This is a genomic window from Stenotrophomonas maltophilia group sp. SKK55 (genome assembly GCF_057179845.1).
The window spans coordinates 556,441-579,922 of sequence record NZ_JBXUHP010000059.1; the positions used below are offsets into that span (position 1 = coordinate 556,441).

At 65.7% G+C, this 23,482-nt stretch carries 19 protein-coding genes and 1 pseudogene; 9 read left to right on the forward strand and 11 right to left on the reverse strand.

Translation table 11 applies throughout. The features are described 5' to 3' along the window. Positions 1-4 precede the first annotated feature (4 nt). The 7 genes from AC2A1N_RS20695 to AC2A1N_RS20725 are packed head-to-tail and all read right to left on the reverse strand — an operon-like array spanning position 5 to position 8,710. Complete coding sequence (locus AC2A1N_RS20695) at positions 5-280, reverse strand: hypothetical protein (protein WP_019184735.1); 276 nt, start codon at positions 278-280, stop codon at positions 5-7. Then, positions 277-3,468: an efflux RND transporter permease subunit gene (locus AC2A1N_RS20700; RefSeq protein ID WP_484373358.1), complete on the reverse strand. Its 3,192-nt coding sequence runs from the start codon at positions 3,466-3,468 to the stop codon at positions 277-279. Before AC2A1N_RS20700 ends, AC2A1N_RS20695 begins: the two co-directional genes overlap by 4 nt. A gap of 8 nt (positions 3,469-3,476) precedes the next feature. After that, on the reverse strand, positions 3,477-4,427 hold the full coding sequence (locus tag AC2A1N_RS20705; protein ID WP_021201906.1) for an efflux RND transporter periplasmic adaptor subunit: 951 nt from the start codon (positions 4,425-4,427) through the stop codon (positions 3,477-3,479). Continuing rightward, a complete protein-coding gene (locus AC2A1N_RS20710; protein ID WP_478447025.1) occupies positions 4,424-5,701 on the reverse strand; it encodes a TolC family protein in 1,278 nt (425 codons plus the stop codon). The genes AC2A1N_RS20705 and AC2A1N_RS20710 overlap by 4 nt, the downstream gene beginning before the upstream one ends. A gap of 55 nt (positions 5,702-5,756) precedes the next feature. Continuing rightward, positions 5,757-6,113: a hypothetical protein gene (locus AC2A1N_RS20715; protein WP_012480228.1), complete on the reverse strand. Its 357-nt coding sequence runs from the start codon at positions 6,111-6,113 to the stop codon at positions 5,757-5,759. After that, the gene (locus tag AC2A1N_RS20720) at positions 6,110-6,727 is read right to left on the reverse strand and encodes a cation efflux transmembrane domain-containing protein (protein WP_005413376.1); all 618 of its coding nucleotides are present in this window, start codon (positions 6,725-6,727) and stop codon (positions 6,110-6,112) included. The genes AC2A1N_RS20715 and AC2A1N_RS20720 overlap by 4 nt, the downstream gene beginning before the upstream one ends. Positions 6,728-6,751: 24 nt before the next feature. After that, positions 6,752-8,710, reverse strand: coding sequence for an FTR1 family protein (locus AC2A1N_RS20725; protein ID WP_484373360.1), 1,959 nt, complete (start codon positions 8,708-8,710; stop codon positions 6,752-6,754). 90 nt (positions 8,711-8,800) lie between these two features. Here AC2A1N_RS20725 and AC2A1N_RS20730 point away from each other — a divergent pair, with 90 nt between their 5' ends. The 5 genes and pseudogenes from AC2A1N_RS20730 to AC2A1N_RS20750 all read left to right on the forward strand — a co-directional run bounded on the left by AC2A1N_RS20730 (position 8,801) and on the right by AC2A1N_RS20750 (position 15,185). After that, positions 8,801-9,214, forward strand: coding sequence for a MerR family transcriptional regulator (locus AC2A1N_RS20730; RefSeq protein WP_012480230.1), 414 nt, complete (start codon positions 8,801-8,803; stop codon positions 9,212-9,214). Then, the gene (locus AC2A1N_RS20735; RefSeq protein ID WP_005413373.1) at positions 9,211-10,482 is read left to right on the forward strand and encodes a site-specific integrase; all 1,272 of its coding nucleotides are present in this window, start codon (positions 9,211-9,213) and stop codon (positions 10,480-10,482) included. The genes AC2A1N_RS20730 and AC2A1N_RS20735 overlap by 4 nt, the downstream gene beginning before the upstream one ends. A gap of 24 nt (positions 10,483-10,506) precedes the next feature. Next, entirely contained in the window at positions 10,507-13,500 is a 2,994-nt protein-coding gene (locus AC2A1N_RS20740; RefSeq protein ID WP_005413372.1) for a Tn3 family transposase, read from the forward strand. Between the two features lie 94 nt (positions 13,501-13,594). Then, positions 13,595-14,626, forward strand: a pseudogene (locus tag AC2A1N_RS20745) (hypothetical protein); the annotation flags it as partial. Between the two features lie 73 nt (positions 14,627-14,699). Beyond that, entirely contained in the window at positions 14,700-15,185 is a 486-nt protein-coding gene (locus tag AC2A1N_RS20750) for a TspO/MBR family protein (RefSeq protein WP_154350764.1), read from the forward strand. A gap of 10 nt (positions 15,186-15,195) precedes the next feature. Here AC2A1N_RS20750 and AC2A1N_RS20755 read toward each other — a convergent pair whose 3' ends face one another. After that, the gene (locus AC2A1N_RS20755; RefSeq protein WP_278252468.1) at positions 15,196-15,453 is read right to left on the reverse strand and encodes a hypothetical protein; all 258 of its coding nucleotides are present in this window, start codon (positions 15,451-15,453) and stop codon (positions 15,196-15,198) included. Between the two features lie 163 nt (positions 15,454-15,616). On the opposite strand from AC2A1N_RS20755, the gene AC2A1N_RS20760 reads away from it, so the two are divergent. From AC2A1N_RS20760 to AC2A1N_RS20775, 4 genes are all read left to right on the forward strand, one after another. Beyond that, complete coding sequence (locus AC2A1N_RS20760) at positions 15,617-16,204, forward strand: biliverdin-producing heme oxygenase (RefSeq protein WP_484373363.1); 588 nt, start codon at positions 15,617-15,619, stop codon at positions 16,202-16,204. A gap of 115 nt (positions 16,205-16,319) precedes the next feature. Beyond that, on the forward strand, positions 16,320-18,560 hold the full coding sequence (locus tag AC2A1N_RS20765; protein ID WP_331275680.1) for an ATP-binding protein: 2,241 nt from the start codon (positions 16,320-16,322) through the stop codon (positions 18,558-18,560). Continuing rightward, the gene (locus AC2A1N_RS20770; RefSeq protein ID WP_049414761.1) at positions 18,557-19,024 is read left to right on the forward strand and encodes a response regulator; all 468 of its coding nucleotides are present in this window, start codon (positions 18,557-18,559) and stop codon (positions 19,022-19,024) included. Before AC2A1N_RS20765 ends, AC2A1N_RS20770 begins: the two co-directional genes overlap by 4 nt. Further along, positions 19,017-21,416, forward strand: coding sequence for a hybrid sensor histidine kinase/response regulator (locus tag AC2A1N_RS20775; RefSeq protein ID WP_242892656.1), 2,400 nt, complete (start codon positions 19,017-19,019; stop codon positions 21,414-21,416). The genes AC2A1N_RS20770 and AC2A1N_RS20775 overlap by 8 nt, the downstream gene beginning before the upstream one ends. 2 nt (positions 21,417-21,418) lie before the next feature. Here AC2A1N_RS20775 and AC2A1N_RS20780 read toward each other — a convergent pair whose 3' ends face one another. The 3 genes from AC2A1N_RS20780 to AC2A1N_RS20790 are packed head-to-tail and all read right to left on the reverse strand — an operon-like array spanning position 21,419 to position 23,418. Further along, a complete protein-coding gene (locus AC2A1N_RS20780; RefSeq protein WP_134968277.1) occupies positions 21,419-22,111 on the reverse strand; it encodes an NAD-dependent epimerase/dehydratase family protein in 693 nt (230 codons plus the stop codon). Between the two features lie 12 nt (positions 22,112-22,123). Beyond that, a complete protein-coding gene (locus AC2A1N_RS20785) occupies positions 22,124-22,798 on the reverse strand; it encodes a ChrR family anti-sigma-E factor (protein ID WP_242892651.1) in 675 nt (224 codons plus the stop codon). After that, positions 22,795-23,418 (reverse strand): sigma-70 family RNA polymerase sigma factor, encoded by a 624-nt coding sequence (locus tag AC2A1N_RS20790; protein ID WP_049414756.1) that lies wholly within the window; start codon positions 23,416-23,418, stop codon positions 22,795-22,797. Before AC2A1N_RS20790 ends, AC2A1N_RS20785 begins: the two co-directional genes overlap by 4 nt. Positions 23,419-23,482: the final 64 nt, after the last annotated feature.

Sequence of the window (23,482 nt, forward strand, 5' to 3'; positions counted from 1 at the left end):
GCGATCACATCTTCTTTAACGGCGCCGCGGTGGGCGGCGGCGGTACCGGGCCCGGGTCGTTGAAACACAGCATGATCTGATCGATGCCGAATTGATCGGCCAGGACCTGGGCAATCACAGCATGCACCAGGTCCAGGTCGACCGAGGGCGCCGCGACCGTGATGGTGGCCGCGATCGCACGGCCATGCTCACCGGCGACCAGGCGCAGGTCGTCCACCGCTTTCACGCCCGGGTCGGTAAACATCGCCGCACGGACCTGTTCCAGGTTGAGCTCGTTCATAGGGACTCCAAAGCAGTGCTACCGGCGCGGGGAGCTCGGTCGCGATGCAGCCAACGATAGAGCACCGGCAGCACCAACAAGGTCAATGCGGTGGATGAGACGATGCCGCCGATGACGACAGTGGCCAGCGGCCGCTGCACTTCCGAGCCAGCACCGACATTCAAGGCCATGGGTAGGAAGCCCAGCGAGGCTACCAGGGCGGTCATCAACACCGGTCGCAGGCGTCCAAGGGCGCCGTCGCGCACAGCGTCGTCTAGCGGATCGCCCTGTTCGCGCAGACGGCGGATGAAGGCGATCATGACCAGCCCGTTGAGTACGGCCACGCCCGACAGCGCGATGAAGCCCACACCGGCAGAGATCGACAACGGAATCCCGCGCAGAGCCAGTGCCAGCACACCGCCGGTCAGCGCCAGCGGCACGCCACTGAACACAATGGCCGCATCCTTGGCCGAGCCGAAGGCCATGAATAGCAGAGCGAAGATCAACGCCAGTGTCACCGGAACGACCACGCCCAGGCGTTGGGTGGCCGAGATCAGCTGCTCGAAGGTGCCGCCGTAATCGATCCAGTAGCCCTCTGGAAGCGCGGCATCCTGGCCGATGCGTGTGCGCAACTCGCCGACGAACCCGCCCAGATCGCGCTCGCGCACGTTGGCGGTGATCACCACGCGGCGCTTGCCGTTCTCGCGGTTGATCTGATTGGGCCCGCGCTCTACCTGGATCTTCGCCACTTCCCGCAGCGGCACCGTGCGAGGCCCCCCATTGGCGCCGGCGGCCAGACGGCTGGACTCATCGACACTGGTGCTTGCCGGCAGCGGAATGGGCAGATCTGCCAGCACAGCGGGGTCTTGGCGCTGCGCTTCGGGCAGGCGCACGACCAGGTCGAAGCGGCGGTCGCCCTCGATCAACTGGCCGGCAACACTGCCCCCAATGGCGGTGGCCACCGTTTCCTGCACATCGCCCGGGTTCAGGCCATACCGTGCCAATGCCGCCGGATCTGGCGTGATGGTCAGCAGCGGCAGGCCGGAGACCTGCTCGGCCTTGACGTCTTCGGCGCCGGGGACGCTACGCATGACCCGCTCGACCCGGCTGGCCAGGCGCGTCAACTGGTCAAGGTTGTCGCCGTAGACCTTGACCGCCACGTCCGAACGGACGCCGGAGATCAACTCGTTGGTGCGCATCTGGATGGGCTGGGTGAACTCGTAGTTGCTGCCCGGGATTTCCTTGGCCGCCGCCTCCAGCTCTTCCACCAGCTCGGCCTTGGGCTTGCGCGGGTCGGGCCACTGGTCGCGGGGCTTGAGCATCAGGAAGGTGTCGGCCATCGACGGCGGCATAGGATCGGTGGCCACCTCGGCGGTGCCGATCTTTGAGAAGATGTTGGCCACCTCCGGGAACTGGGCCAGGCGCTTCTCCAGCGTTTCCTGCATGGCCACCGACTGCTCCAAGCTGGTGCCGGGAATACGCATGGGCTGCAAGGTGATGTCGCCCTCATCCAGGCTCGGCACGAACTCCGAACCCAAGCGGGTGGCCAGCACGCCACAGCCCACCACCAGCACGGCCGCGCCGGCCAGCACCACCACGCGCCGACGCAGGGCCCAATCCAGCAGCGGCGTATAACGGGCACGCGACCAGCGCATCAGGCGGTTGTCGTGCTCAGCCACACGGCCGCGCAGGAAGCTGGCGATCGCCGCCGGCACGAAGGTCAGCGACAACACCATGGCGCCGGTCAGGGCCAGCACCACCGTGATCGCCATCGGGTGGAACATTTTTCCTTCTACCCCGGACAGCGCGAAGATCGGCAGGTAGACCGCGGCGATGATGCCCAGGCCAAACAAGCTGGGACGGATCACCTCGGCGGTGGCCGAGGCGGTCAGGTCATAGCGCTCTTCATCGTTGAGCTGGCGGCCCAGCGCGTGCTGCGCCTCGCCGAACCGGCGCAGACAGTTCTCGATGATGATCACCGCCCCGTCCACGATCAGGCCGAAGTCCAGCGCGCCCAGGCTCATCAGGTTGCCCGACACGCCGCCACGCACCATGCCGATGATGGTGAACAGCATCGCCAACGGGATCACCGCCGCGGTGATCAACGAGGCGCGCACATTGCCCAGCAGCAGGAACAGCACCACCACCACCAGCAGCGCGCCCTCGATCAGGTTCTTGGACACCGTGCCGATGGTGCGATCCACCAGTGCGGTGCGGTCATAGACGGCCTTGGCATGGACGCCGGCAGGCAGGCTGGCGTTGGCGGCATCCAGCTTGGCCGCGGCCGCCTGGGAGACTTCCCGGCTGTTGGCGCCGAACAACATGAAGGCGGTACCGACCACGACCTCGTGGCCATTCTGGGTGGCCGCGCCCGTGCGCAGCTCCTTGCCTTCGCCCACGCTAGCGACGTCGCGCACCCGAATGGGCACGCCATCGCGCCGGTCCAGCACGATGTTGCCGATTGCCTCCAGATTGGCTAGCTGGCCCGGCACGCGCACCAGGAACTGCTGTCCGTTGCGCTCGATGTAGCCGGCGCCGATGTTCTGGTTGTTGCGCATGACCGCGGCGACCACGTCGTTCAACGTGAAGCCCAGCGCCACCAACTGAGCTGGATCGGGAGTGATGTGGATCTGCCGCTCGAAGCCGCCGATGGTGTTGACCTCGGTGACGCCGGGCGTGGTGCGCAGCTGCGGCCGGATCACCCAGTCCTGCAGGGTGCGCAGGTCCGTGGCCGTGTACGGGGTGCCGTCGGGCTTGCGAGCGTTGGGCTCGGCCTCCACGGTGTACATGAAGATCTCGCCCAACCCGGTGGAGATCGGCCCCATTTCCGGGTCCAACCCTTCGGGAAGCTGGGAGGCGATCTGCTGCAGGCGCTCGGCGACCTGCTGGCGGGCAAAGTACAGGTCGGTGCCGTCCTTGAAGACGACGGTGACCTGCGAAAGCCCGTAGCGCGACAGCGAGCGGCTGTAGTCCAGCTTGGGCAGACCGGCCATGGCCGTTTCGATGGCAAAGGTGACCCGTTGTTCGGCCTCCAGCGGCGAGTAACCCGGGGCCTGGGTGTTGATCTGGACCTGGACGTTGGTGATGTCGGGTGTGGCGTCAATGGAAAGGTGACGGTAGCTCCACACGCCCAGCGCAACCAGCGCAGCGGTGAGCACTAGCGTCAGCCAGCGATGGCGGATGGACAGCCCAATGAGGCGTTCGAGCATGGCGGGCCTCATTCTTCTTCCACGGTGGACTTTTCGATGTCGGCCTTGATCAGGAAGCTTTGGGCCACCACCACCTGTTCACCGGCCTTGAGGCCTTCCAGCACTTCGGCGCGTTCGGCGTCGCGGCGCCCCAGCTTCACCGGCCGGGTGTGGTAGGTTTCGCCCTGCTGCACGTAGACCACGTCCTGGTCTTCTGCGGTCTGCAGCGCCGTGATCGGCACCACCAACGCTGCCGATTGGCGATCCACGGTGACCCGCGCCTTGACCGCCGACCCCGGCCGCCACAGGCCATCGGTGTTGGCCACCGTGCCGCGCGCAATGGTGCTTTGGCTGGCGGTGGCGGTGCCGGGCAGGACGCGCTCCAAGGTGGTCTGTGCGGTGACGCCATCGCTCAAGCGGGTAACCGTCACCGGCACGCCAGCACCGATGTGCTGGGCGTCGGCGCCGAAGATGTGCAGGTCCACCCACAGCGTGGACAGGTCGGCGACCTCAAACAGCGGCGCGCCCTCAGCGGCGGCCATGCCTACGGCGGCCGTGCGCGCCATGACCACGCCACTGATCGGCGCGGTGACGGTATAGGTGGTCAGGCTCAGGTTGCTCTCTACCGTGGCCAGTGCCTGGCCGGCCCGTACCTGATCACCCACGCCCGCACGCACGGAGCGGACCGGTCCGGGGAAGCGTGCCGTGACCTGCGCGATGCGACCGTCAATCGGGGTCAACAGCCCTTGCACCTCATGCTCGTCAGCAATCTCACCGGGGCCTGCCGGTGCGACCTGGATACCCGCTGCCTGCGCAGCTTTGGCGGCAATCTTGGTTTCCAGCGGCGCTTCCTCGTGCTCGCCGTGCTCTTCGCCCTCAGCGGCGGCGCCGCCTTCGGACGCTTCGTTGGGGGCCGACGCGTTGCAGGCGGCCAGCATCATCAGGGCCATGCCCAGTGCGGTCCAGGAAAAGCGATTCATGGGGTCTCTCCGGTGGAAGCAGCCGCCGGCGGCGCGACAAGCGCCTGGCCGGTCAGGCGTTGAATTTCGATCAGGGCGCGCTGCGCATCGAGCGCCACGTCCAGCTGCTGCTGGGCCATGGCCGTGCGTTCGGACTGCAGCTGTGCCCATTCCAGGTAGCTGATCGCGCCGGCGCGATAGGCGCGCTCGGCGGCCTGCTCAGCCCGGGCCAACTTCGGCAGCACCTCGCCTTGCAGCCGTGCCACCTCGGCCTGCGCCACGGTGTAGCGACCATGGGCTTCGACCAGCGTGGAATACAGCGACAGGCCCTTGGCCTCGCGCTCGACCGTCAGAACCTCCAGCTCGGCTTCGCCGGCGCGGATCTCCGGCTGCGCGCGGCTGCGGCTGCCCAGTGGCATGGACAGGCTGGCCACCAGCGCGGTGTCGTCAGTCTCCTGCAGGCGGCGCACGCCCAGCTGCCACGACAAGTCCGGCGAGGCCGCCGAACGCGCCAGCTGCAGTCGTGCCTGCGCGATCCGGCGGGCATCGGCAAACTGCGCCAACTCGGGAGTGCGCTCCAATTCCTCGGCCAGCGACTGCATGGACGCGATCGCCGGCAGGGTCATGGGATCCGCCGCGGCCACCTCGAAGCTCGGAGCACGTTCGCCCCAGAGGGCAGCAAGGTGCTGCCGGGCGGCAATGCGCTGCTGCTCGGCCCGATCACGGGTCAATTCTGCTCTCGCCAGTGCTGCTTGTGCGGTGAGCATCACCGATTCGGGAGACGCGCCAGCCTGCAGGCGCTGCCGGGCAGCGGCGACGGTCCGCTGGCGCTGGCCGACATCCATGTTCGCCAGGCTGCGTTGCCGGTCGGCACCGACAACGGCCAAATAGCGCTGCGCCGTCTCGGCGAGCAGGTCCAGCCGCCCGGTCTCGCGCTGCACGGCCAGTGCATCAATCCGGCTTTGGGCCAAGGTGCGGCGGGCGTCGAGCTTGCCGCCGCGCTCCAGGACCGAGCTCAGGCTCAAGGTCAACTCCGCGCTGTCCAGGCCACGGGCCGCGCCCGTGCCCAGCGCATTTTCAACCTCCGCCCCCAACGTCCACGGTGGCCGCTGCACGGCCTGGTCGCGCTCGGCAGCGAGCACCGTGGCTCGCGCATCGACCAGGCGCAGCTCGGGGTGGGTTTGGGCCACGCGTGCAAACGCGTCGTCCAAGGTCATCAGCTCTTCTGCTGTCGCCGGCGTTGCCGCCGCGCTCAACAGTAGCCACGCGGCCAGGGCCGCCAATCGCACATGCATGAAGTACTCCAGAATTTTCGATAGCCAACAGGGATCCGGCGCACGCCGGCGCGCATCACCCTGCGATCGGCGGCCGGAACGGCGCGAGCAGGTGCTCATGCCGATATCTGTCCGCATGGGCTGTCGCCGACGGCCAATGCCGGCCGATATGAGCAATGGCCAACACTATTTCTGGAGCCGGCGCGGCCTGGCTACAGCACAGCACCAGCTGCTGTAGCCGGTGCAGCGCGGCGTCTACGCCACGCTCGGAAGCTGGTGATGCCACTGCCGGGTCATGGTCGGCCGCGGCCAGATGGGTTTGAGCATGGAGCTCGCCAACCACTGCCAGCACCGGCTGCGTCACAAGGCCCACGGCCAAGTGCGCCAGCAGCAGCCAGCGCAGGCCACAGCTCAGCCGGCCAAGCGCTGTCATGCAGGCGTTTTGCGCGCGTCGGCACGCGCCCGGCGAGCATCACCCAAGATCTCGAAAGCCTCCTTGATCACATACAGGCCGATCAGGGCGCCGATCACGAAATCCGGGTAGGGGCTGGCCAGCCACCACACCAACAGGCCGGCCAGAATCACCCCAACGTTGGCCACCACATCGGCGCGGGTAAACAGCCAGGTCGCTCGCAGATGCACTTCGCCAGACTTCAAGGGGGCGAGCATACGGAGCACCTTCAGGTTCACGGCCAGCGAGACCAGAGCGGTACCGATCATCCAACCGCTGACCGGCTCGGCGCCGTACATCACCCGGCGGCCGACTTCGACCAGCACGCCTACGCCCAGCACCAGCAGCACGCTGCCACTGACCCACGCGGCGTTGGCCTTGAAGCGCGCCGTGCGCCCGATAGCGACCAGGCCAATGGCATAGGCGGTGGCGTCAGACAGCATGTCCAGCGCGTCAGCCAGCAGCCCGGTGGAATGGGCAATCCAGCCGGCAATGCCGCCGATCACGGCCATCGCTGCATTCAGGACCAAGGCGATCCAGAGGATGCGTCGCTCCTCCTTGTTCTTGGCTTCGTGGTGGCACCCGCAATCACTCATGTCTTGGTCCTCTGCTGTGTTGTTTCATTGCTTGTTTGCGCCTGGCTGTCTACGCACACCGGAACGGGCATTGGCGAGGAACCCCACGATGGCGGCGGTGCCTACCAATACCTGCGCCAGCAGCGACTGCCAGGTGGGATACAGGCCGATCCACTCGATGCGCGGCAACGCGAGCGGTGTTTGAGAGATCCAGCCCGCTTCCTGCAACGCGGCCACGCCTTTACCGATCAGGATGACCGCCATCACCGCGATGAGAATCGAGCTGATCGAAAAGAACCGGCCAATCGGCAGCCGCCTGCTCATGCGCAGCATCCAGTACGCCACCGCAGCCAACACCGCGATTCCCGCCACCAGGCCTGCGAGGATGGCGGTGGACGCCTGATCGCTCCACATCGCGATGTAGAACAAGATCGTCTCAAACACCTCGCGGTACACCGCGACAAAGGCCAGCATGAACAGGAAAACAGCCGAGCGCCGTGTCAGCGCAGTCGTCAGCTTGGCGTGCAGGTACTCCTGCCACCGCCCTGCAAGCCTCTTTTGGTGCATCCAGATGCCTACGCTGAGCAGGACAGCGGCAGCGAACAAGGCCGAGACGCCCTCAGTGACTTCCTGGTTCGCACCGCTGATATCAACAAAGTAAGTGGCCACTGCCCAGGTAGCTGCGCCTGCCAACAACGCGCAGATCCAACCCGCATGCACATACGGCAACACATCAGACCGCTCGGCTTTACGCAAGAACGCCACGATACCAATCACGATCAGCAGCGCTTCCAGTCCTTCGCGTACCAAGATGGTAAAGCTGCCTAGAAACGCGGTGCTGGCGCCTATTCGGGTGTCCTGCAGCGCCACGTCCGCGCGATCAAACAGCTGGGCAATTTGCGCTGCCTGCCCGGCAACGTCAGCCGCGGGCGCATGCTGATCCAGCTGCGCGCGGTAGCCTGCCATGGCCGTCTCGATCTCTCGCAGCAATGACGGATTGCGCGTGGCCAGCGTGGGTTCAAGCGGCTCTACACCATCCAGATAGGACGAGAGCGCAAGCTTTTTGGCTTGAGCCAGGTCCTCATCAGCGTAAGCGCGCTGGCTGGCGGCCAGTCGCTGCCGCGCCACCGCAAAGCGATCGGCTCCTGGTACCGCTTCGTTTACTGCCTGTGGCTGCGAACGCAGGTAGGCGATGATCGCGTTTGCCTGATCGGCGGGCATCGTGGTGGCAAGATCGGCCTCTCGCGTGCGTGTCAGCGCTTCGAGCGAGGGAATGTGCGTATGGGCCTCGGCACTGGTGCGCCATAACGCCTCACCTTGAGCCTTGGCTTGCGAGGAGTACCCCAAGCTGCCCACATAGAATGCCAACGCCCAGCGATCACTTTCTGACAGCCCAGAGAAGCTGACCATGCCGGTACCCGGCACACCCTGGGAAATGACCTCGTACAACGACAGCGGCGTTCGCTGCGCGGCGCGAGTGGCATCGGTGAACGCGATCGGCGGCGGACTTAACGCTTGCGCGGCGGGGCCATCACCGTGACCTGTGGGGCCGTGACAGGCCGCGCACTGCTGGCTGTAGATGGACGCGGCCTGGGAGGTCTTCGGCGCGCTCGCCGGAACAGCGCCGATCGGGTAGCGGGCCAACAGCGTCGTGCCGAGCCCGCGCGCCAACGTTGCCACTTGCGCCGGGTCGGCCTTCTCTGCCACCGCCTGGACCAGGCGGTCGGCCTGGGCCGTCAGCTCCTGCTGGTTCTGGCCACCGGGCAATGCTGCCAGCTGACTGCGCACGGCGCCGGCAAACTCGCTCATTTCGGCGTATTCGTTGGGGGCAATTACGCGACCGGCCTGGACCGCGCCGGGGTAGTCGACCGCGATGTAATCGAGCATCTGCCAGGTTTGGCGCAGGTCTGCTGCGGCAGGCTCCGCCTGAGCAGAAGCGGGCAGAACCCAGCCGATCAGCAAGGCAATCAGGCAGTAGCGAATCAAGGCGATGGGCAGTGGCATGGTCGTCACATGCAGCGCCGCGGCCGGAGTGGCGGCGGATACGGGTTCAGCGTAAAGTCCGTAGCTACTACGGAGTCAAGCGTACTACGAATGAAAATCAGTGAGGCTGCCGACGCCAGCGGATGCCACTTGGAGACGATTCGCTATTACGAGCGGATCGGGTTGCTGCCGCGCCCGGGGCGCACGGGCAACGGCTACCGGGTCTATGGCCCGGCCGACATCGAGCGGCTGCGCTTCATTGCGCGTGGCCGGGACCTGGGCTTCAGCCTGGAGGAGGTCCGCAGCCTGCTGCAGCTGGCCGGCGATGAGGAGCTTTCGTGCGGGGACGTGGACCGGTTGGCCCGCAGCCATCTGGCCGACGTGCGCGCCCGCATGGCCGACCTGCAGCGCATGGCCAGCGAGCTGGAACGGGTGATTGCCAGTTGCCATGGCGGGCAGCGGGCGGAATGCACCATCCTGTCGACGCTGCGCCAGACGACCTCGGTGGAGGCCACGCGCCAGTGACCGAACTGGACCGCTACCTCGATGCGGCCACGCGCCAGAACACGGTGCGCAGCTATGCGTCGGCGCTGCGGCACTTCGAGGTTGAATGGCAAGGCCACCTCCCAGCGACACCTGACAGCGTGGCCCGGTACCTGGCCGCTTATGCGCAGACCTTGGCGACCAGCACCCTCCGCCAACGTCTGGCGGCCATCGCCTCTTGGCACCGCGACCACGGCTTTGTCGACCCGACCCGATCGCCGCTGGTGCGCAAGGTGCTCAAAGGCATCCAGACCCTGCACCCGGGCCAGGTCAAGCAAGCCGCGCCGCTCCAGATTCGGCGGCTGGTCGAGCTCGATGACTGGCTGGCCGCGGCGATCGCTGCGGCACATGCCCGGGGCGATGGGCCGGCGGCGCTGCGCCATCAACGAGACCGAGCGCTGGTGCTGCTCGGGTTCTGGCGGGGATTCCGTGGCGATGAACTGCTGCGTCTGGACGTGGCCCATCTCACGCTGGTGCCGGGACAGGGGATGACCTGCTTCTTGCCACGCAGCAAGGGTGATCGCCAGGCAGCCGGCGTCACCTACAAGGTGCCGGCGCTGTCGCGGTTATGTCCGGTGGAGGCGACCCAGGCGTGGCTGCAGGCGGCCGACCTGCAAGAAGGGCCGGTGTTTCGGGCAGTCAACCAATGGGGCCAGGTGAGCGCCGAAGGCCTGCATCCCAACAGCTTGGTGCGCCTGCTGCGCGAGTTGCTGACCAGTGCCGGCTTTGCCGATGCGGGGCTCCACAGCAGCCATTCGTTGCGCCGCGGCTTTGCCAGCTGGGCCAACGACCAAGGCTGGGACATGAAGGCCTTGATGGAGTACGTGGGCTGGCGCGATGTGCAGTCGGCCATGCGTTACCTGGACGGGCGTGACCCGTTTGCCCGGGACCGCATTGAAGCAAGCCTGCCCAGTCCAACCGTGCCGGTACCGGCGATGGCACTGCCGGCGCCGGAGGGCAAATCGGCCCTGCAGCTGCGCCTGCGCATGGTGCTGACCCCGTTTGCTCGCACGGGCCGCGGCGCGGCCAAGGCCCGAGGCCGAATTGAAGAGATCTGCTTGGCCCCGTTCCAGGCTGTGCGCCTGAACACCGCCAGCAGCGAGTACCAGTTGACTGCTCCCACCGATCCCGAAAGGGATCTGGATGAAATCCTGGCCACGTTGCTCGATGACATGCACCGCATGGCCGATACGCACCAGTGCTTCCTGGAAGCGTCGCTCAGTACAGACGACGGCCGGCACTGGGACTGATCCCCCTCACACCCTCCGGATCCAATGGCTACCCTTCACGAGACCGCCTACCCGCGACTGAAGCCTGATCCCACCGCCAAGGAACTGGAGGAGATCTATACCCCGACCGCCGCTGAGATTGCATTCGCCAAGCAGCTGACCACCCAGCCGGGTCCGCAGCTGGCGGTACTGATTCATCTCAAGCTCTTCCAACGCTTGGGCTACTTCACGCTGTTGGCCGACGTACCCGAGCGGATCCGGAAGCACATCGCCAAGGCCGCCCGACTCGGGCGCGTATTGGACACCGACCAGCTCGAACGCTACGACGCTTCCGGCAGCCAGCGCCGGCATATGCCGCAGCTTCGGCAATTCATCGGGGTACGTCCCCTGGATAAATCGGGCTTGGCTTGGCTGGACACAGTGGCCACCGGAGCAGCCCAGACCAAGCACACCATCCCGGACATCGTGAACGTCCTGCTCGAAGAGCTGGTGCACCATCGCTACGAACTGCCCGGTTTCCGCACTCTGGAGCTGGCCGCCATCGGCGCCCGTGAGCGGGTCAATCTGGGCTACTACCGCAGCATCAGCCACGCGCTGACGCCTGCCACGCGCACGCTCATCGACGAACTGCTGCGCGCACCGGAAGGGTCCAGGTTCACCGGCTGGCAATCACTCAAGCGCGAGCCCGGCCGGCCCACCAACAAGGAAGTTCGGTTCTACCTGCAGCACATCCGCATGCTGCAGCAGTTGGCCGACCAGCTGCCTCCCATCGATGTGCCGGTGCCCAAGCTCAAGCAGTTCCGTGCAATGGCTCGGGCCTATGACGCCAGCGAGCTGGCCGAACTGGCTCCGGACAAGCGCTATGCGCTGGCCACCATCTTCATTCGCGCCCAGCATGCCAAGACACTGGATGATGCAGCCGAGTTGTTCATCAAGCAGGTGCGCGGGCTGGAGAACACGGCCCAGCAGAAATTGCTGGCCTACCAGCTCGAACATGCCAAACGGGCCGACTTCCTCATCGGCCAGCTCAAGGAAATCCTGCAGGCCTATCAGCTAGACGGCAGCGATAGTCAGCGCGTGGATGCCATCGACAACAGCCTGGAAGCGGAAGTGTCGACCTTGCTGGCCGAATGCGAAGAACATATGGCCTACGCCGGGAAGAACTACCTGCCTTTCATGCTGCAGCCCTATGGCGCGGTCAGGCCGCTGCTGTTCAATGGGCTGGAGCTGATGAAACTTCGGGCGACCAGCCACGACGCCGGCATGGAGCCGCTGATCGCAGCGGTGCTCTCGCTGCGCAACCAGCGCCGTGAGCTGATCGAGGTCGCCTCCCTCGGTTTGGACCCGGAAAAGGACTTTGACTGGATGTCCAAGCTCTGGTGTCAGCACGTGTTCGGCAAGCGGGCCAGTGCAGCCGGCGCCGGCTGGATGCACCGTAAGTACTTCGAGCTGGCCGTGCTGGTGCAGGTCAAGGACGAACTGAAGTCCGGAGATCTCTTCATTCCCAGCAGCGAACGGTTTGATGACTACCGTGAGCAGCTGGTCGATGAAGCCACCTTGGCCCAGGAACTGGAAGCCTACGGCCAGGTGTCAGGCCTGCCCACCGACGCCGAGTCTTTCGTGGCGGGATTACGTGCACAACTGACCTCCCTGGCCGATGAGGTCGACGCGCGTTTCCCGGAGAACGTACATGCGGACATCCTGGATGGGCGCCTGGTGCTGCGGAAGGGGCAACGCGCCGAAGTCTCCAGCGCGATTACCACGGTGGATCGCCTCATCGCCGAACGGCTTCCAGAATCCAGCATCGTCGATGTCCTGATCGATGCCAGCCAATGGCTGGATCTGCACCGTTTCTTCCGCCCGATCGCCGGCACCGAGAGCCAGGTCGAAGATCTGCCCCGACGTGTGATCACCACGCTATTCTGCTATGGCTGCAACCTGGGGCCGACGCAGACGGCGCGGTCGATCAAGGGCTTCAGCCGGCGCCAAGTCGCTTGGCTCAACCTGAAATACGTGACCGAGGATGTGCTTGAGAAGGCCATCGTGGAGGTCATCAATACCTACAACAAATTCGACCTGCCTGGCTATTGGGGCAGCGGCAAGAGCGCATCAGCTGATGGCACGAAGTGGAGCGTCTACGAGGACAACCTGCTGTCGGAGTATCACATCCGCTACGGCGGCTACGGTGGCATCGGCTACTACCACGTGTCCGACAAATACGTAGCGCTGTTCAGCCACTTCATTCCCTGTGGCGTGCACGAGGGCATCTACATCCTCGACGGTCTGTTGGCCAACACTTCCGACATCCAGCCTGAGATCGTCCATGGCGACACGCAGGCCCAAAGCTATCCGGTCTTCGGCCTGGCCCACATGCTGGGCATCCAGCTGATGCCCCGGATCCGGAACATCAAGGACCTGACATTCTTTCGGCCCGAACCGGGTAGGGCTTATAAGAACATCCAGGCACTGTTCGGGGACAGCATCGACTGGCAACTGATCGCCACCCATCTCCACGACATGCTGCGGGTGGTGATCTCAATCCGATTGGGCAAGATCACCGCGTCCTCGATCCTGCGCCGGCTGGGCACCTACAGCCGGAAGAACAAGCTGTACTTCGCCTTCCGGGAACTTGGCAAGGCCGTTCGAACGCTGTTCTTGCTGCGCTACATTGATGACAATGAGATCCGCAAAACGATCCATGCTGCCACCAACAAGAGCGAGGAATACAACGGCTTCGTGAAATGGGTGTTCTTTGGCAGCCAGGGGATCATTGCTGAGAACGTCCAACACGAGCAGCGCAAGATCATCAAGTACAGCCAGCTGGTGGCCAACATGATCATCCTCCACAACGTGGAAGGCATGAGCCGGACCTTGGCCGAGATGAGGAAGGAGGGGATTGAACTGACGCCCGAGATCCTGGCCGGCCTGTCGCCTTATCGGACCAGCCACATCAATCGCTTCGGCGACTACCACCTGGATCTTGAAAGGGAAGTGGCGCCGCTGAGCTACACAGCCAAGGTGCTTGAACAGACCCCATAGATGGGGAGAACCTGATCGAGAGACGAGCAATCAACTTTGAAATTCAGTCGCTTAGGCAGCTTTTGGCCCTGTACGTAATGATTCCCTGCCGACCCTCATCGAAGGCAGCACCGTGGACATTCCGGCCGCCGAAGCCGTGGCCGAAGTCGCGGGCGTACGACTGGCGGGCACGGCCAGCGCCCATGGCGAACTGAAGGCCGGCAGCCCCAGCCAGGCACAGCTGGCTGTCCGGCTGCCACGATTCACTGCTCGGCCAACCGATGCCAAGGACGTGCGCCTGTTCGACGGCCGTGATCTGGCCCTGGACCTGACCGGTGATGGTCGCCTGCAGGAGCTGCGCAAGGGTGTCCGCGCGCACCTGCGCTTCAGCCAAGCAACGATTCCCGACCTGGCCGCCTACAACCGCTACCTGGACTCGCCGCAGGTGCGACTGCTCCGTGGCACCGGCAGCCTGAGCGGCGATGCCACGCTCGACACCGATGGACGCGTCGGCCACGGCACTGCCCGGCTGCTGGGGCGCAATGCCAGCGCCAAGGTGGCAGGGCTGGACATGGGCGGCGACGTCGACGTGAAGGCAACGCTGCGCCGCGGTGACTTCAATCAGCGTCATTTCGATCTGTCCGGCACCACCGTCGAGCTGCGCAATGTGCAGGTGGCGGATACAGAGCAAACAAGCGCATGGAAAGGCCGCGTGGCCTTCAGGCGTGGCCGCATCGACGCGCAGTCGCCCTTCCAGGTCGATGCCGCCACGGATCTGGATCTCAGCGATGCCCGCCCGTTGCTTGCACTGTTCGCAGAGCGTACCGACTACCCGCGCTGGACCCTGTCGCTGTTGGATTCCGGCCAGGTGCAGGCCCGGGCGACGCTGCGCTGGCGCCCGGGCCATCTGATCATCGATGGATTGCAGGCCGAGAACGATCGGCTTTCGGTACGCGCGCGGCTGGATCTGCTCGACCAGCGCAAGCGCGGTGATCTCTACCTGCGCTGGGGGCTGCTGGGTGCGGGCATCGAGCTGGACGGTGACCAGCGCCAATGGCACCTGGCCAGGGCACGCGAGTGGTTTGACCAGCGACCTTCCCTGTTGCCAGCGAGCCAGGGAGCCGGTGCCGTCGGCTCTTCAGATTGAAGGCCGACAGCCTGCATCCATTCGCGGCCCCTGTGCGTAGACAGGCCGCATACGTATCAAGGAGCTGCACGGTATGAAGCGGAGTTCACAGGTTTCCGGACTTCTGGGATGGGTGGCGATCACCTTCGTTGCGGCAAGCCTGGGGGCGTGGGCGTCCACATCCGCGGCAAGCTTCTACGCCAGCCTTGCCCTCCCCGCATGGGCACCACCGGCCAGCGTCTTTGGCCCGGTGTGGACACTGCTCTACGCCATGATGGCGGTTGCCGCGTGGCTGGTCTGGCGCGAACGCGGTTGGCGCGGCGCACGGCCCGCGCTGCTGCTCTATCTGGTGCAGCTGGCCGTCAACGCGCTATGGAGCTGGCTGTTCTTCGGCTGGAAGCTGGGCGCGCTTGCCTTCGCCGACATTCTTGTATTGATCGTGTTGGTGTGCGCGACGATCGTCATGTTCGCGCGCATCCGCCGGCTTGCGGCGGTGCTGCTGCTTCCTTACCTTGCCTGGATTTCGTTCGCCTCGGCGCTCAACTTCGCCGTCTGGCGGGCCAATCCCGGGCTGCTGTGATCTCTGCTGCTCACGCCTGGGTCACGGCCTGCGGGCGCCAGGTCCGCAGCAGGGCCGGCTTGAACGCCTGCTGCCCGCAACCGGTGGGGCACCGCACTACCCGCGCCGCGGTATGGCTGACCAGGCCCTGCCCTTCTTCTGCCTTGAAGATCGTCTCGCAGGAAAGGCAACGCGCTACCAGCGAGTACAGGTGCAGCAGCCGGCCGCTGGCGGGATCCTGTAGTGCATCCACATCCAGCAGTTCAAATTGGCAGCTGTCAGGGAGCATGCGGTACTCGGGCGCGGATGCGGTCTGCAGGTTCACGGGCGTGGCATCTGTTGGAAGTGCAGTCACCGTAGGGCAGTCCCTGTCTAGCCGGCGTGCAGCGCAGATGTGCTGGCCGCGAAACCTGCACCGGCCTCCGCATCGAAATCTGCTAGGGTGCGCGCCGATGCCTACATCCATATTGCCAGCACAGCCCGATCACCCCATTGCCCTCAGCGCCGCCCTGAAAGCGCACACCCGAACGGCCCACGATCGCCTCGACCAGCACCTGTTGCAGCAACACATCTTCGCGTCGCGCCAGCGTTACCTCTGCTTCCTGCGCGTGCAATGGCACTTCCATAGCGCCGTTGCGCCGCTGTACCGGATGCAGGATCCGGGCGCGACCCGCTTGCCGCTGATCGAGGAGGATCTTCGCGACCTCGGCGCTTCCATCCCGGTACCCCATGCCTGGCAACCGCAGCCTCAAGCATTCTCGAAAGCGACCGTTCTGGGCTGGCGCTACGTGGCGGAGGGCTCGACGCTGGGAGCGTCCGTGCTGTTGAAGATGGCCGCTGCGTTGCAGCTTCATGCCGGGTACGGGGCGCGCCACCTGCGCCCTTCCAACCTCGGTGTGGCCGAGTACTGGAGACGCGAGCGGGAGGAGCTGGATGCGCTCGTTTTAAGTGGCCAGGAGCGCGCACAGGCATGCAGGGGCGCGACAGACGCCTTCCAGTTCATCCGTCGCTGCGTAGATGAAGAATTCAGGTTTGAATGAAAGCCCCTTCACATTCACGTGGTGGTATGCGGCGGCACGCTTTTGCTTCACCATCCATGCACACCGGATGCAGTGCTGGGCTGTTCCAGCCATCCACGAATCATGAGTCCCGCCCTTGACGCCTCCTGCCGAATCCGTGCACGACACTGCCTTGTCCCGTTGCGCGCGCGAACCGATCCACACCCCCGGCGCGATCCAGCCCTACGGTGTGCTTCTGGTCGTTGAACCGCAGTCCCTGCAGGTACGCGAGCGCGCCATCAGCCACCCCGGGCTGCTGAAACAGTTCGGCGAACCGTTGATGAAGCACGTCAGTGAGGTGCTGGGCGGCGTGCTGGCACCGTTCCAAGGCGCGTTGCAACAGGCGACGGTGGGCAGCAGCGCGCATGTCGGTGCCGTGCACCTGGATGGGCACGGCCGCCATCAGCTGCTGGTGCACCGCTCCGCCACGGACCTTCTGGTTGAGCTGGAAGCACCGGTTCCCGGCCAGCCCGGCTCGCTGGAAGAACTGTATCCAGCCATCCGCGAGCTGATGACCGGCATTGAATCGGCAGCGACGGTGGAAGACCTGTGCAGGCTTGCGGCCGCGCACATGCGGCGGCTCACCGGCTTTGACCGCACCCTGGTCTATCAATTCGATGCCGGCTGGAATGGCATCGTGGTGGCCGAAGATGGCAATGGCCTGTTGCCATCCTACCTCGACCTGCGCTTCCCGGAGTCGGACATTCCCGCACAGGCCCGCGAACTCTACCGCCGGAACCGGGTGCGCCTGATCGCGGACAACAACTACACCCCTGCCCCGCTGATGCGGGCCGAAGACCACCGCGAGGCGCCACCGACCGACCTGAGCCTGGCTGTGCTGCGCAGCGTGTCCCCCGTGCATCTTCAGTACATGCGCAACATGGGGACCGGGGCGTCGATGTCGGTGTCACTTGTACATGAGGGGCGGTTGTGGGGCCTGATGTCCTGCCATACCGTGCAGCCACGCCGCCTGCCCTACCACGTGCGTACCGCCTGCGAGTTCATGGGCCAGATCCTGTCGCTGCAGATCGCGCTGAAGGAGCGCGCCCGTGCAATCGAAGAGCGCGTGGCCCGGCGTTCGGTGCTGGTCAAGCTCTTGGCACGCATGGCCGGTGATGAGGACTTCATGGCTGCACTGCGCCACGACGAGGCCAGCCTGCTGTCGCTGACCGGCGCGGCCGGTGCGGCCATCGTACACAAGGGCGACTGCATGCGCGTGGGTGAGTGCCCACCGGCCAGCGACGTGCTGGCCCTGGCCGATTGGCTGGCTACCCGGCAGGCCGGGCAGGAAACCTACTGCACCGACCACCTTGCCGCCCACTGGTCGCCTGCCGCACACCTGGCCGATGTAGCCAGCGGCCTGCTGGCAGTGTCCATTTCGCAGCTGCATGACAGCTACCTGATGTGGTTCCGGCCGGAGGTGGTGCGAACCGTGCGCTGGGGGGGAGACCCCCGCAAGACCGCAGCGCCCGGCGTGGCACTGTCCCCGCGGAGCTCCTTCGATGCCTGGAAAGAGACCGTGCGGCAGCGCAGCCTGCCGTGGAATGATGCTGATTGCGATGCGGCGCACGAGATGCGCACAGCCATCGTCGATATCGTGCTGCGCAAGGCCGAGGAGATGGCGGAGCTGAACGAGCAGCTCCTGCGCAGCAACAAGGAACTGGAGGCCTTTTCCTATTCGGTCAGCCACGACCTGCGCGCCCCCTTCCGCCACATCGTGGGCTATTCGGAGCTGCTTGGCAGCTCGGCGGGCGAACGCCTCAACGAGACCGAGCGCCGCTTCCTGGATACGATCGTCGATTCGGCAAAGTCCGCCGGCACACTGGTGGACGACCTGCTCAGCTTCTCGCAGATGGGACGCTCCACGCTGGGGCGGGTGCGTCTGGACATGGCTGCGCTGGCCGAGGACGTGCGCCGGAGCCTGGCGCTGGATTACGACGGCCGCGACGTGCAGTGGACGCTCGCGCCGCTGCCGGAGGTGGAAGCCGACCCGACGATGCTTCGTCTGGTCTGGCAGAACCTGCTGGCCAACGCGATCAAGTTCACCCGCGAGCGCGAGCACGCGATGATCGAGATTGGGCACGACCGCAGCGACGACGAAGATCACTTCTTCGTGCGCGACAACGGCTGCGGCTTCGACATGCGTTACGTCGACAAGCTGTTCGGTGTGTTCCAGCGCCTGCACCACGTGGAAGAATTCGAAGGCACCGGCATCGGTCTGGCCAACGTACGCCGCATCATCGGCCGCCATGGCGGCCGTACCTGGGCCGAGGGCGAGCCCGGCAAGGGCGCCACCATTCACTTCACCCTACCCCGCTCCACAGGAGAACACCCATGAGGGACCTGCGGCCGATCCTCCTGGTGGAGGACAGCCCCAAGGATGCAGAGCTGACGATGGCCGCGCTTGCGCGCTGCCAGCTGCTCAACGATGTCATCCATGTACGCGACGGCGCCGAAGCGCTGGACTACCTGCGCTGCGAAGGCAAGTTTGCCGGCGCCATGCACGGCGGTCCGGTGGTGGTGCTGCTGGACCTCAAGCTGCCCAAGGTCAATGGCCTTGAAGTACTGGAACAGGTACGCGGCGATGCGAATCTGAGCAGCACGCCGGTGGTGATGCTGACCTCCTCGCGCGAAGAGCAGGACCTGGTGCGCAGTTACGAACTGGGCGTCAACGCATTCGTGGTCAAGCCGGTCGACTTCAAGGAATTCTTCGACGCAATCCAGGGCCTGGGCATGTTCTGGGGCATCACCAACCAGCCGCCACCGCATCGGCCCAACGGTTCGGGGCAGCGCAATGCGTGATGGATCGCGCCGCAGCGAGCGCCTGCGCATCCTCATGCTGGAGGACAGCGCGCTTGATGCGGAGCTGATCAGCGCCCAGCTGCAGCGTGCCGGCCTCGATTTCGAGGCCGAGCGCCTGTGGACCCGCAACGCGTTCATCGAGGCCATCGAAAACCGCCCGTTCGACGTGATCCTCGCCGATCATGTCCTGCCAGGCTTCGATGGTGACGCAGCACTTGCCCTGGCGCGCGAGCGCGTGCCGCAGACGCCTTTCATCTTTGTTTCCGGCACCCTGACCGAGGAACTGGCGGTACAGGCACTCACGCGCGGTGCCCGCGACTACGTGGTGAAGCAACGCCTGCAACGCTTGCCCGATGCGATCCGACGCGCCCGCCAGGAGGCGCACGAGCGTACCCAGCTGGCCAATGCGCAGGCCGCGCTGAACGAAAGCCAGGCCCAGCTGCAGATGGTGACCGATGCCGTCCCGGCGCTGATCGCCCAGTTGGACAAGGACCATCGCTACCGGTTTGCCAACAAGGCGTTCCTGGACTGGCATGGATTCAGCCTTGCAGAACTGCTGGGTCGGCCGGCTCGGGATGTCAGCGGCATTTCTGCCTTCGAGCACGCCCTGCCCAGCCTGGAACGGGTACTGCAGGGCGAGCGCACCCGCTTCCAGGTCGAACTGATCCATCGCAGCGGCGAATCACGATTCGTGCAGATGGACTGCGTGCCTGAGCATGCCGCCGATGGCAGCGTGGCCGGGTATATCTGCCTGGGCAGCGACGTCTCGCTGCTGAAACAGGCCGAGCTGGCCCTGCGCGAAGACAACCAGCTGCTCGAGCAGCAGGTACAGGCACGCACGGCCGAGTTGCGCGCCAGCAAGCGGCGCCTGCAGGCGATCTTCGAATCCAGTTTCCAGCACCAGGTGCTGCTGGATCTGTCCGGACGCGTGGTCGATGCCAATGACGCGTCACTGGCCGCGGTGCTGGCAGACAAGAAGGACGTCGTTGGCCAACGCTTCGCCGAATCGGTCTGGTTCGGCACCACCGAGGGCATGGCAGCGCTGATCGATCGGGCCGTGGCCGCAGCGGTACAGGGCCGCAGTTCACTGCATGCGCTGGAACTGGAACTCCCGACCGGGCGGCGCAGCTTTGATTTCTCGTTCCGTCCACTACTCGATACGGAGGGCGTGGTCACCGCTGTGGTCTCCGAGGCCGTGGAAACCACCGCGCGCGTGCACGCTGAGCATGCCCTGCGCCAGTCGCAGAAAATCGAGGCGGTCGGCCAGCTCACCGGCGGCATCGCACATGATTTCAACAACATCCTGACGGTCATCTCAGGCAACGTCGAGCACGCCATGCTGCTCAGCGAGCGCGCGGGCGAACCCGGAGCGATGGTGAGCCGTGCGCTGGACAATGCACTGAAGGGTGTCGGCCGTGCCGCCAGCCTGACCCAGCGCCTGCTGGCGTTTGCCCGCCGCCAGCCGCTGCGCAGCCAGGCCGCCAACCTCAACGAGCGCTTGCTGGACATGCACGACATGCTGCAGCGTGCGCTGGGTGAGCTGGTGCAGTTGGAGATCCGCAGCGCCGAGGACATCTGGTGCGTCGAGATCGACGTCAGCCAGCTGGAGGCCTCTGTACTGAACCTGGCGGTGAATGCCCGCGATGCGATGCCGCACGGCGGCAGGCTGGTGATCGAGGTCGACAACAGCCACCTCGACCACGACTACGCCGCACTGTTCCCGGACGCAACGCCGGGCGAGTACGTGATGCTGCGGGTGCGTGACAACGGCCACGGCATGGACGCGGCGACGCTTGCCCGGGTCTTCGAACCCTTCTTCACTACCAAGCAGGTTGGCCGTGGCACCGGCCTGGGCCTATCGATGGTGCATGGCTTCGTCAAGCAGTCCGGGGGCCACGTGCTGATCGATTCGGTGGAAGGCGGCGGCACCAGCATCACCATGATGTTCCCGCGCTCACCGCTGGCCCTGCCCTCCGAAGCGCGCACCCCGCAGACCGGCCTGGCGGGCTACTCGCCGCGCGAGGAAACCATCCTGGTGACCGAGGACAACGACGATGTCCGCGCCTACACGGTGGATGCACTGCGGCTGCTGGGCTACCGGGTATTGGAAGCCCACGACGGCCCCTCCGCGCTGCGGCTGCTGGAACGCCCTGATACCAAGGTGGACCTGCTGTTCTCTGACGTGGTGATGCCCGGCATGTCGGGCTGGGAGCTGGTGCGTGAAGTCCGTGAGCGCTGGCCGGAAGTTGCCGTCCTGTTCACGTCGGGCTATCCGCGCGACCACGACCAGGTGGGCAGCAAGGGCCGGGCCGTTGCGCTGCTGCCGAAGCCGTTTACCCGCAGTGACCTGGCGACTGCGGTGCGCACCGCGCTGGAGGCGATGCCACACTGAGATCAGGACGCCGGATCGCGCGCGCCAGCGGCGATCCGATTGATGTCCGCGCATTCCACCGTGCCCGGCGGATGCTCCCTGGCGGCCAAGGCAACCATCGCCTGGCCCAGCGCCAGATTGCTCGTCACCAGCGAAGGCGCAACCGCGCCGGCCAGTTTCATCAATGGCGCACCGCCCCAGTACAGCGGCTTCAGCAGTGCATGACGGGTGCCGGTACCCGGGACCGGGCGAACGCCTCCGGGGCGCAGCATCACCGTGCGCACCGGCAGGGCCTGCAATGCCACTTCGGTCTCGCCCTTGACCCTCAGCGGCATTACCCGGCTCTGCGGATCCGCACCCGCACCGGATACATATAGAAAGCGCCCCTCGGGATTCGCCGCCGCCCAGGCGCGTGCGACCGCCAGCGTGATGTCCAGGGTCACGCGTCGATACTCGGCCTCTGCTGTGCCGACCGGTGGCGCACCGGCACAGTAGAAGCATGCGTCGAAGCCTGCCAGTTGCTCATGCCGGCCTTGCATATGCAGAAAATCGGGGACGATCAGTTCGCTGCCAGGCCCGTTCAGGCTGCCCGGCCTGCGCACCAGGGCAGTCAGGTGGGCCACCTGCGGCGAGCGCTGGCAGGCCAGCGCAACACCCTGCCCCACCAGGCCCGCAGCACCGGTCAACAGAATCCTCAACGCACCTTTCCCGGTCATGGTCGCACCACGCTAGAGTTTCACGAAACGCTGGATCTTCCGCGCCAACCAGCCACTGAACACCAACGGCGCGTCCAGCGCTGACACGCAGACGCAGGGAACACCGGGTGCAGTTACCGGTTGATGCTCCACCTCCTCGTCCAGGTCCGCCACGTCGCCCGGCGCGAACAGCCCCAGCGCGTCGTTGTACGAGCCTCGAAGGATCTGGGTCAGTTCGCTGCGGCCATGGCTGTGCATCGGCAGGCACTTGCCCGGGGCAATCTTCAGCATGATCAGCGAGGGCATCTGCTCAGCCCTGATGCAGTGCACGCCGGGCGCCATCCAGCGCCAGCGCAGGGCACTGAGCGAAGCGCCGAAGTAAGGATGCAACGAGGCGGGCAGATGGTCCGGATCGGCCTCGGGCCGCTCCCTCGGCACCGGGCGCCTGGTTCCGGTGATGGCGCTCGGCGCGTCCGAGGCCAGCTGCATCAGCATGGCCTCGCGCAACTGCTCGCGACGCGCGTCGGCCGCGGGCGGTTGGGTCTGCTCCAGCAGCACCGAGCCGATCGCCTCGGCATCGCGCAGGCGCTGGCGGCAGTGGGGGCAATGCTCAAGGTGGGCACCGGCCACGATGCTCAACGGCGCCGGCAGCGCGCCGGCGGCATAGCTCATCAGCGTGGATTCGTGCAGGTGGTGATGCGGATTCACAGCGCACCTCCCACTTTGGCCTGCAGTTGCAGGAACGCACGTCGCAGGTGTGACTTTACCGTTCCAAGCGGCATGCCCAGCGCCTGGGCAATCTCGCTGTGGCTCTTCGCCTCGAAATAGGACATCCGCACCAGCCTCGCCTGCACGGCGGGCAGCTCGTTGATGCGCTGGCGAAGGCGCGCCTGGTCGGCGAACTGCTCGGCGCTGCTGCGCTCGATCATGTCCACGGCCGCGGCGTCTTCCACCGCTGCCTGCACCTGCATCCAACTGCGCTCTCGACGGATGCGGTCGATATGCAGGTTGCGCGCGATCCGGTACAGCCAGGTACTCAGCGCGCCTTGGGCCGCATCATACTCGGCCGCCCGCAACCACAGGCGCAGCAGGCACTCCTGCGCCATTTCCTCGGCCACGGCGTCGGGTGCCCCCAGGCCACGCAGATACACGCACAGCCGCGGCATGAAGTAGTCATAGATCCGCATGAAACAGTCACGGTCGCGCAGCCGCGCCACACTGTCCATGTCATCGGCCCAGTTCGTCGGCTCGCTGCTGGGCTGCTGGGAACTGGACACGGTGCGTGCGGTATCGAAGTTGAGGAGGGTGCTGGCAGCGTCAGGGTACATCTGCGTGAGCGGCGGGCAGGTGAAGGTCTGTCCTCTCTACGCGCAGGGGCGGCCATTGGATGCA

Bases quoted from the DNA above. Each gene is read 5' to 3' on its own strand.
- AC2A1N_RS20740 (WP_005413372.1), top strand. From the start codon at position 10,507: ATGGCTACCCTTCACGAGACCGCCTACCCGCGACTGAAGCCTGATCCC.
- AC2A1N_RS20715 (WP_012480228.1), bottom strand. From the start codon at position 6,113: ATGACAGCGCTTGGCCGGCTGAGCTGTGGCCTGCGCTGGCTGCTGCTG.
- AC2A1N_RS20760 (WP_484373363.1), top strand. From the start codon at position 15,617: ATGCCTACATCCATATTGCCAGCACAGCCCGATCACCCCATTGCCCTC.
- AC2A1N_RS20695 (WP_019184735.1), bottom strand. From the start codon at position 280: ATGAACGAGCTCAACCTGGAACAGGTCCGTGCGGCGATGTTTACCGAC.
- AC2A1N_RS20725 (WP_484373360.1), bottom strand. From the start codon at position 8,710: ATGCCACTGCCCATCGCCTTGATTCGCTACTGCCTGATTGCCTTGCTG.
- AC2A1N_RS20720 (WP_005413376.1), bottom strand. From the start codon at position 6,727: ATGAGTGATTGCGGGTGCCACCACGAAGCCAAGAACAAGGAGGAGCGA.
- AC2A1N_RS20780 (WP_134968277.1), bottom strand. From the start codon at position 22,111: ATGACCGGGAAAGGTGCGTTGAGGATTCTGTTGACCGGTGCTGCGGGC.
- AC2A1N_RS20750 (WP_154350764.1), top strand. From the start codon at position 14,700: ATGAAGCGGAGTTCACAGGTTTCCGGACTTCTGGGATGGGTGGCGATC.
- AC2A1N_RS20770 (WP_049414761.1), top strand. From the start codon at position 18,557: ATGAGGGACCTGCGGCCGATCCTCCTGGTGGAGGACAGCCCCAAGGAT.
- AC2A1N_RS20755 (WP_278252468.1), bottom strand. From the start codon at position 15,453: ATGCTCCCTGACAGCTGCCAATTTGAACTGCTGGATGTGGATGCACTA.
- AC2A1N_RS20790 (WP_049414756.1), bottom strand. From the start codon at position 23,418: ATGTACCCTGACGCTGCCAGCACCCTCCTCAACTTCGATACCGCACGC.
- AC2A1N_RS20700 (WP_484373358.1), bottom strand. From the start codon at position 3,468: ATGCTCGAACGCCTCATTGGGCTGTCCATCCGCCATCGCTGGCTGACG.
- AC2A1N_RS20775 (WP_242892656.1), top strand. From the start codon at position 19,017: ATGCGTGATGGATCGCGCCGCAGCGAGCGCCTGCGCATCCTCATGCTG.
- AC2A1N_RS20710 (WP_478447025.1), bottom strand. From the start codon at position 5,701: ATGCATGTGCGATTGGCGGCCCTGGCCGCGTGGCTACTGTTGAGCGCG.
- AC2A1N_RS20705 (WP_021201906.1), bottom strand. From the start codon at position 4,427: ATGAATCGCTTTTCCTGGACCGCACTGGGCATGGCCCTGATGATGCTG.
- AC2A1N_RS20730 (WP_012480230.1), top strand. From the start codon at position 8,801: ATGAAAATCAGTGAGGCTGCCGACGCCAGCGGATGCCACTTGGAGACG.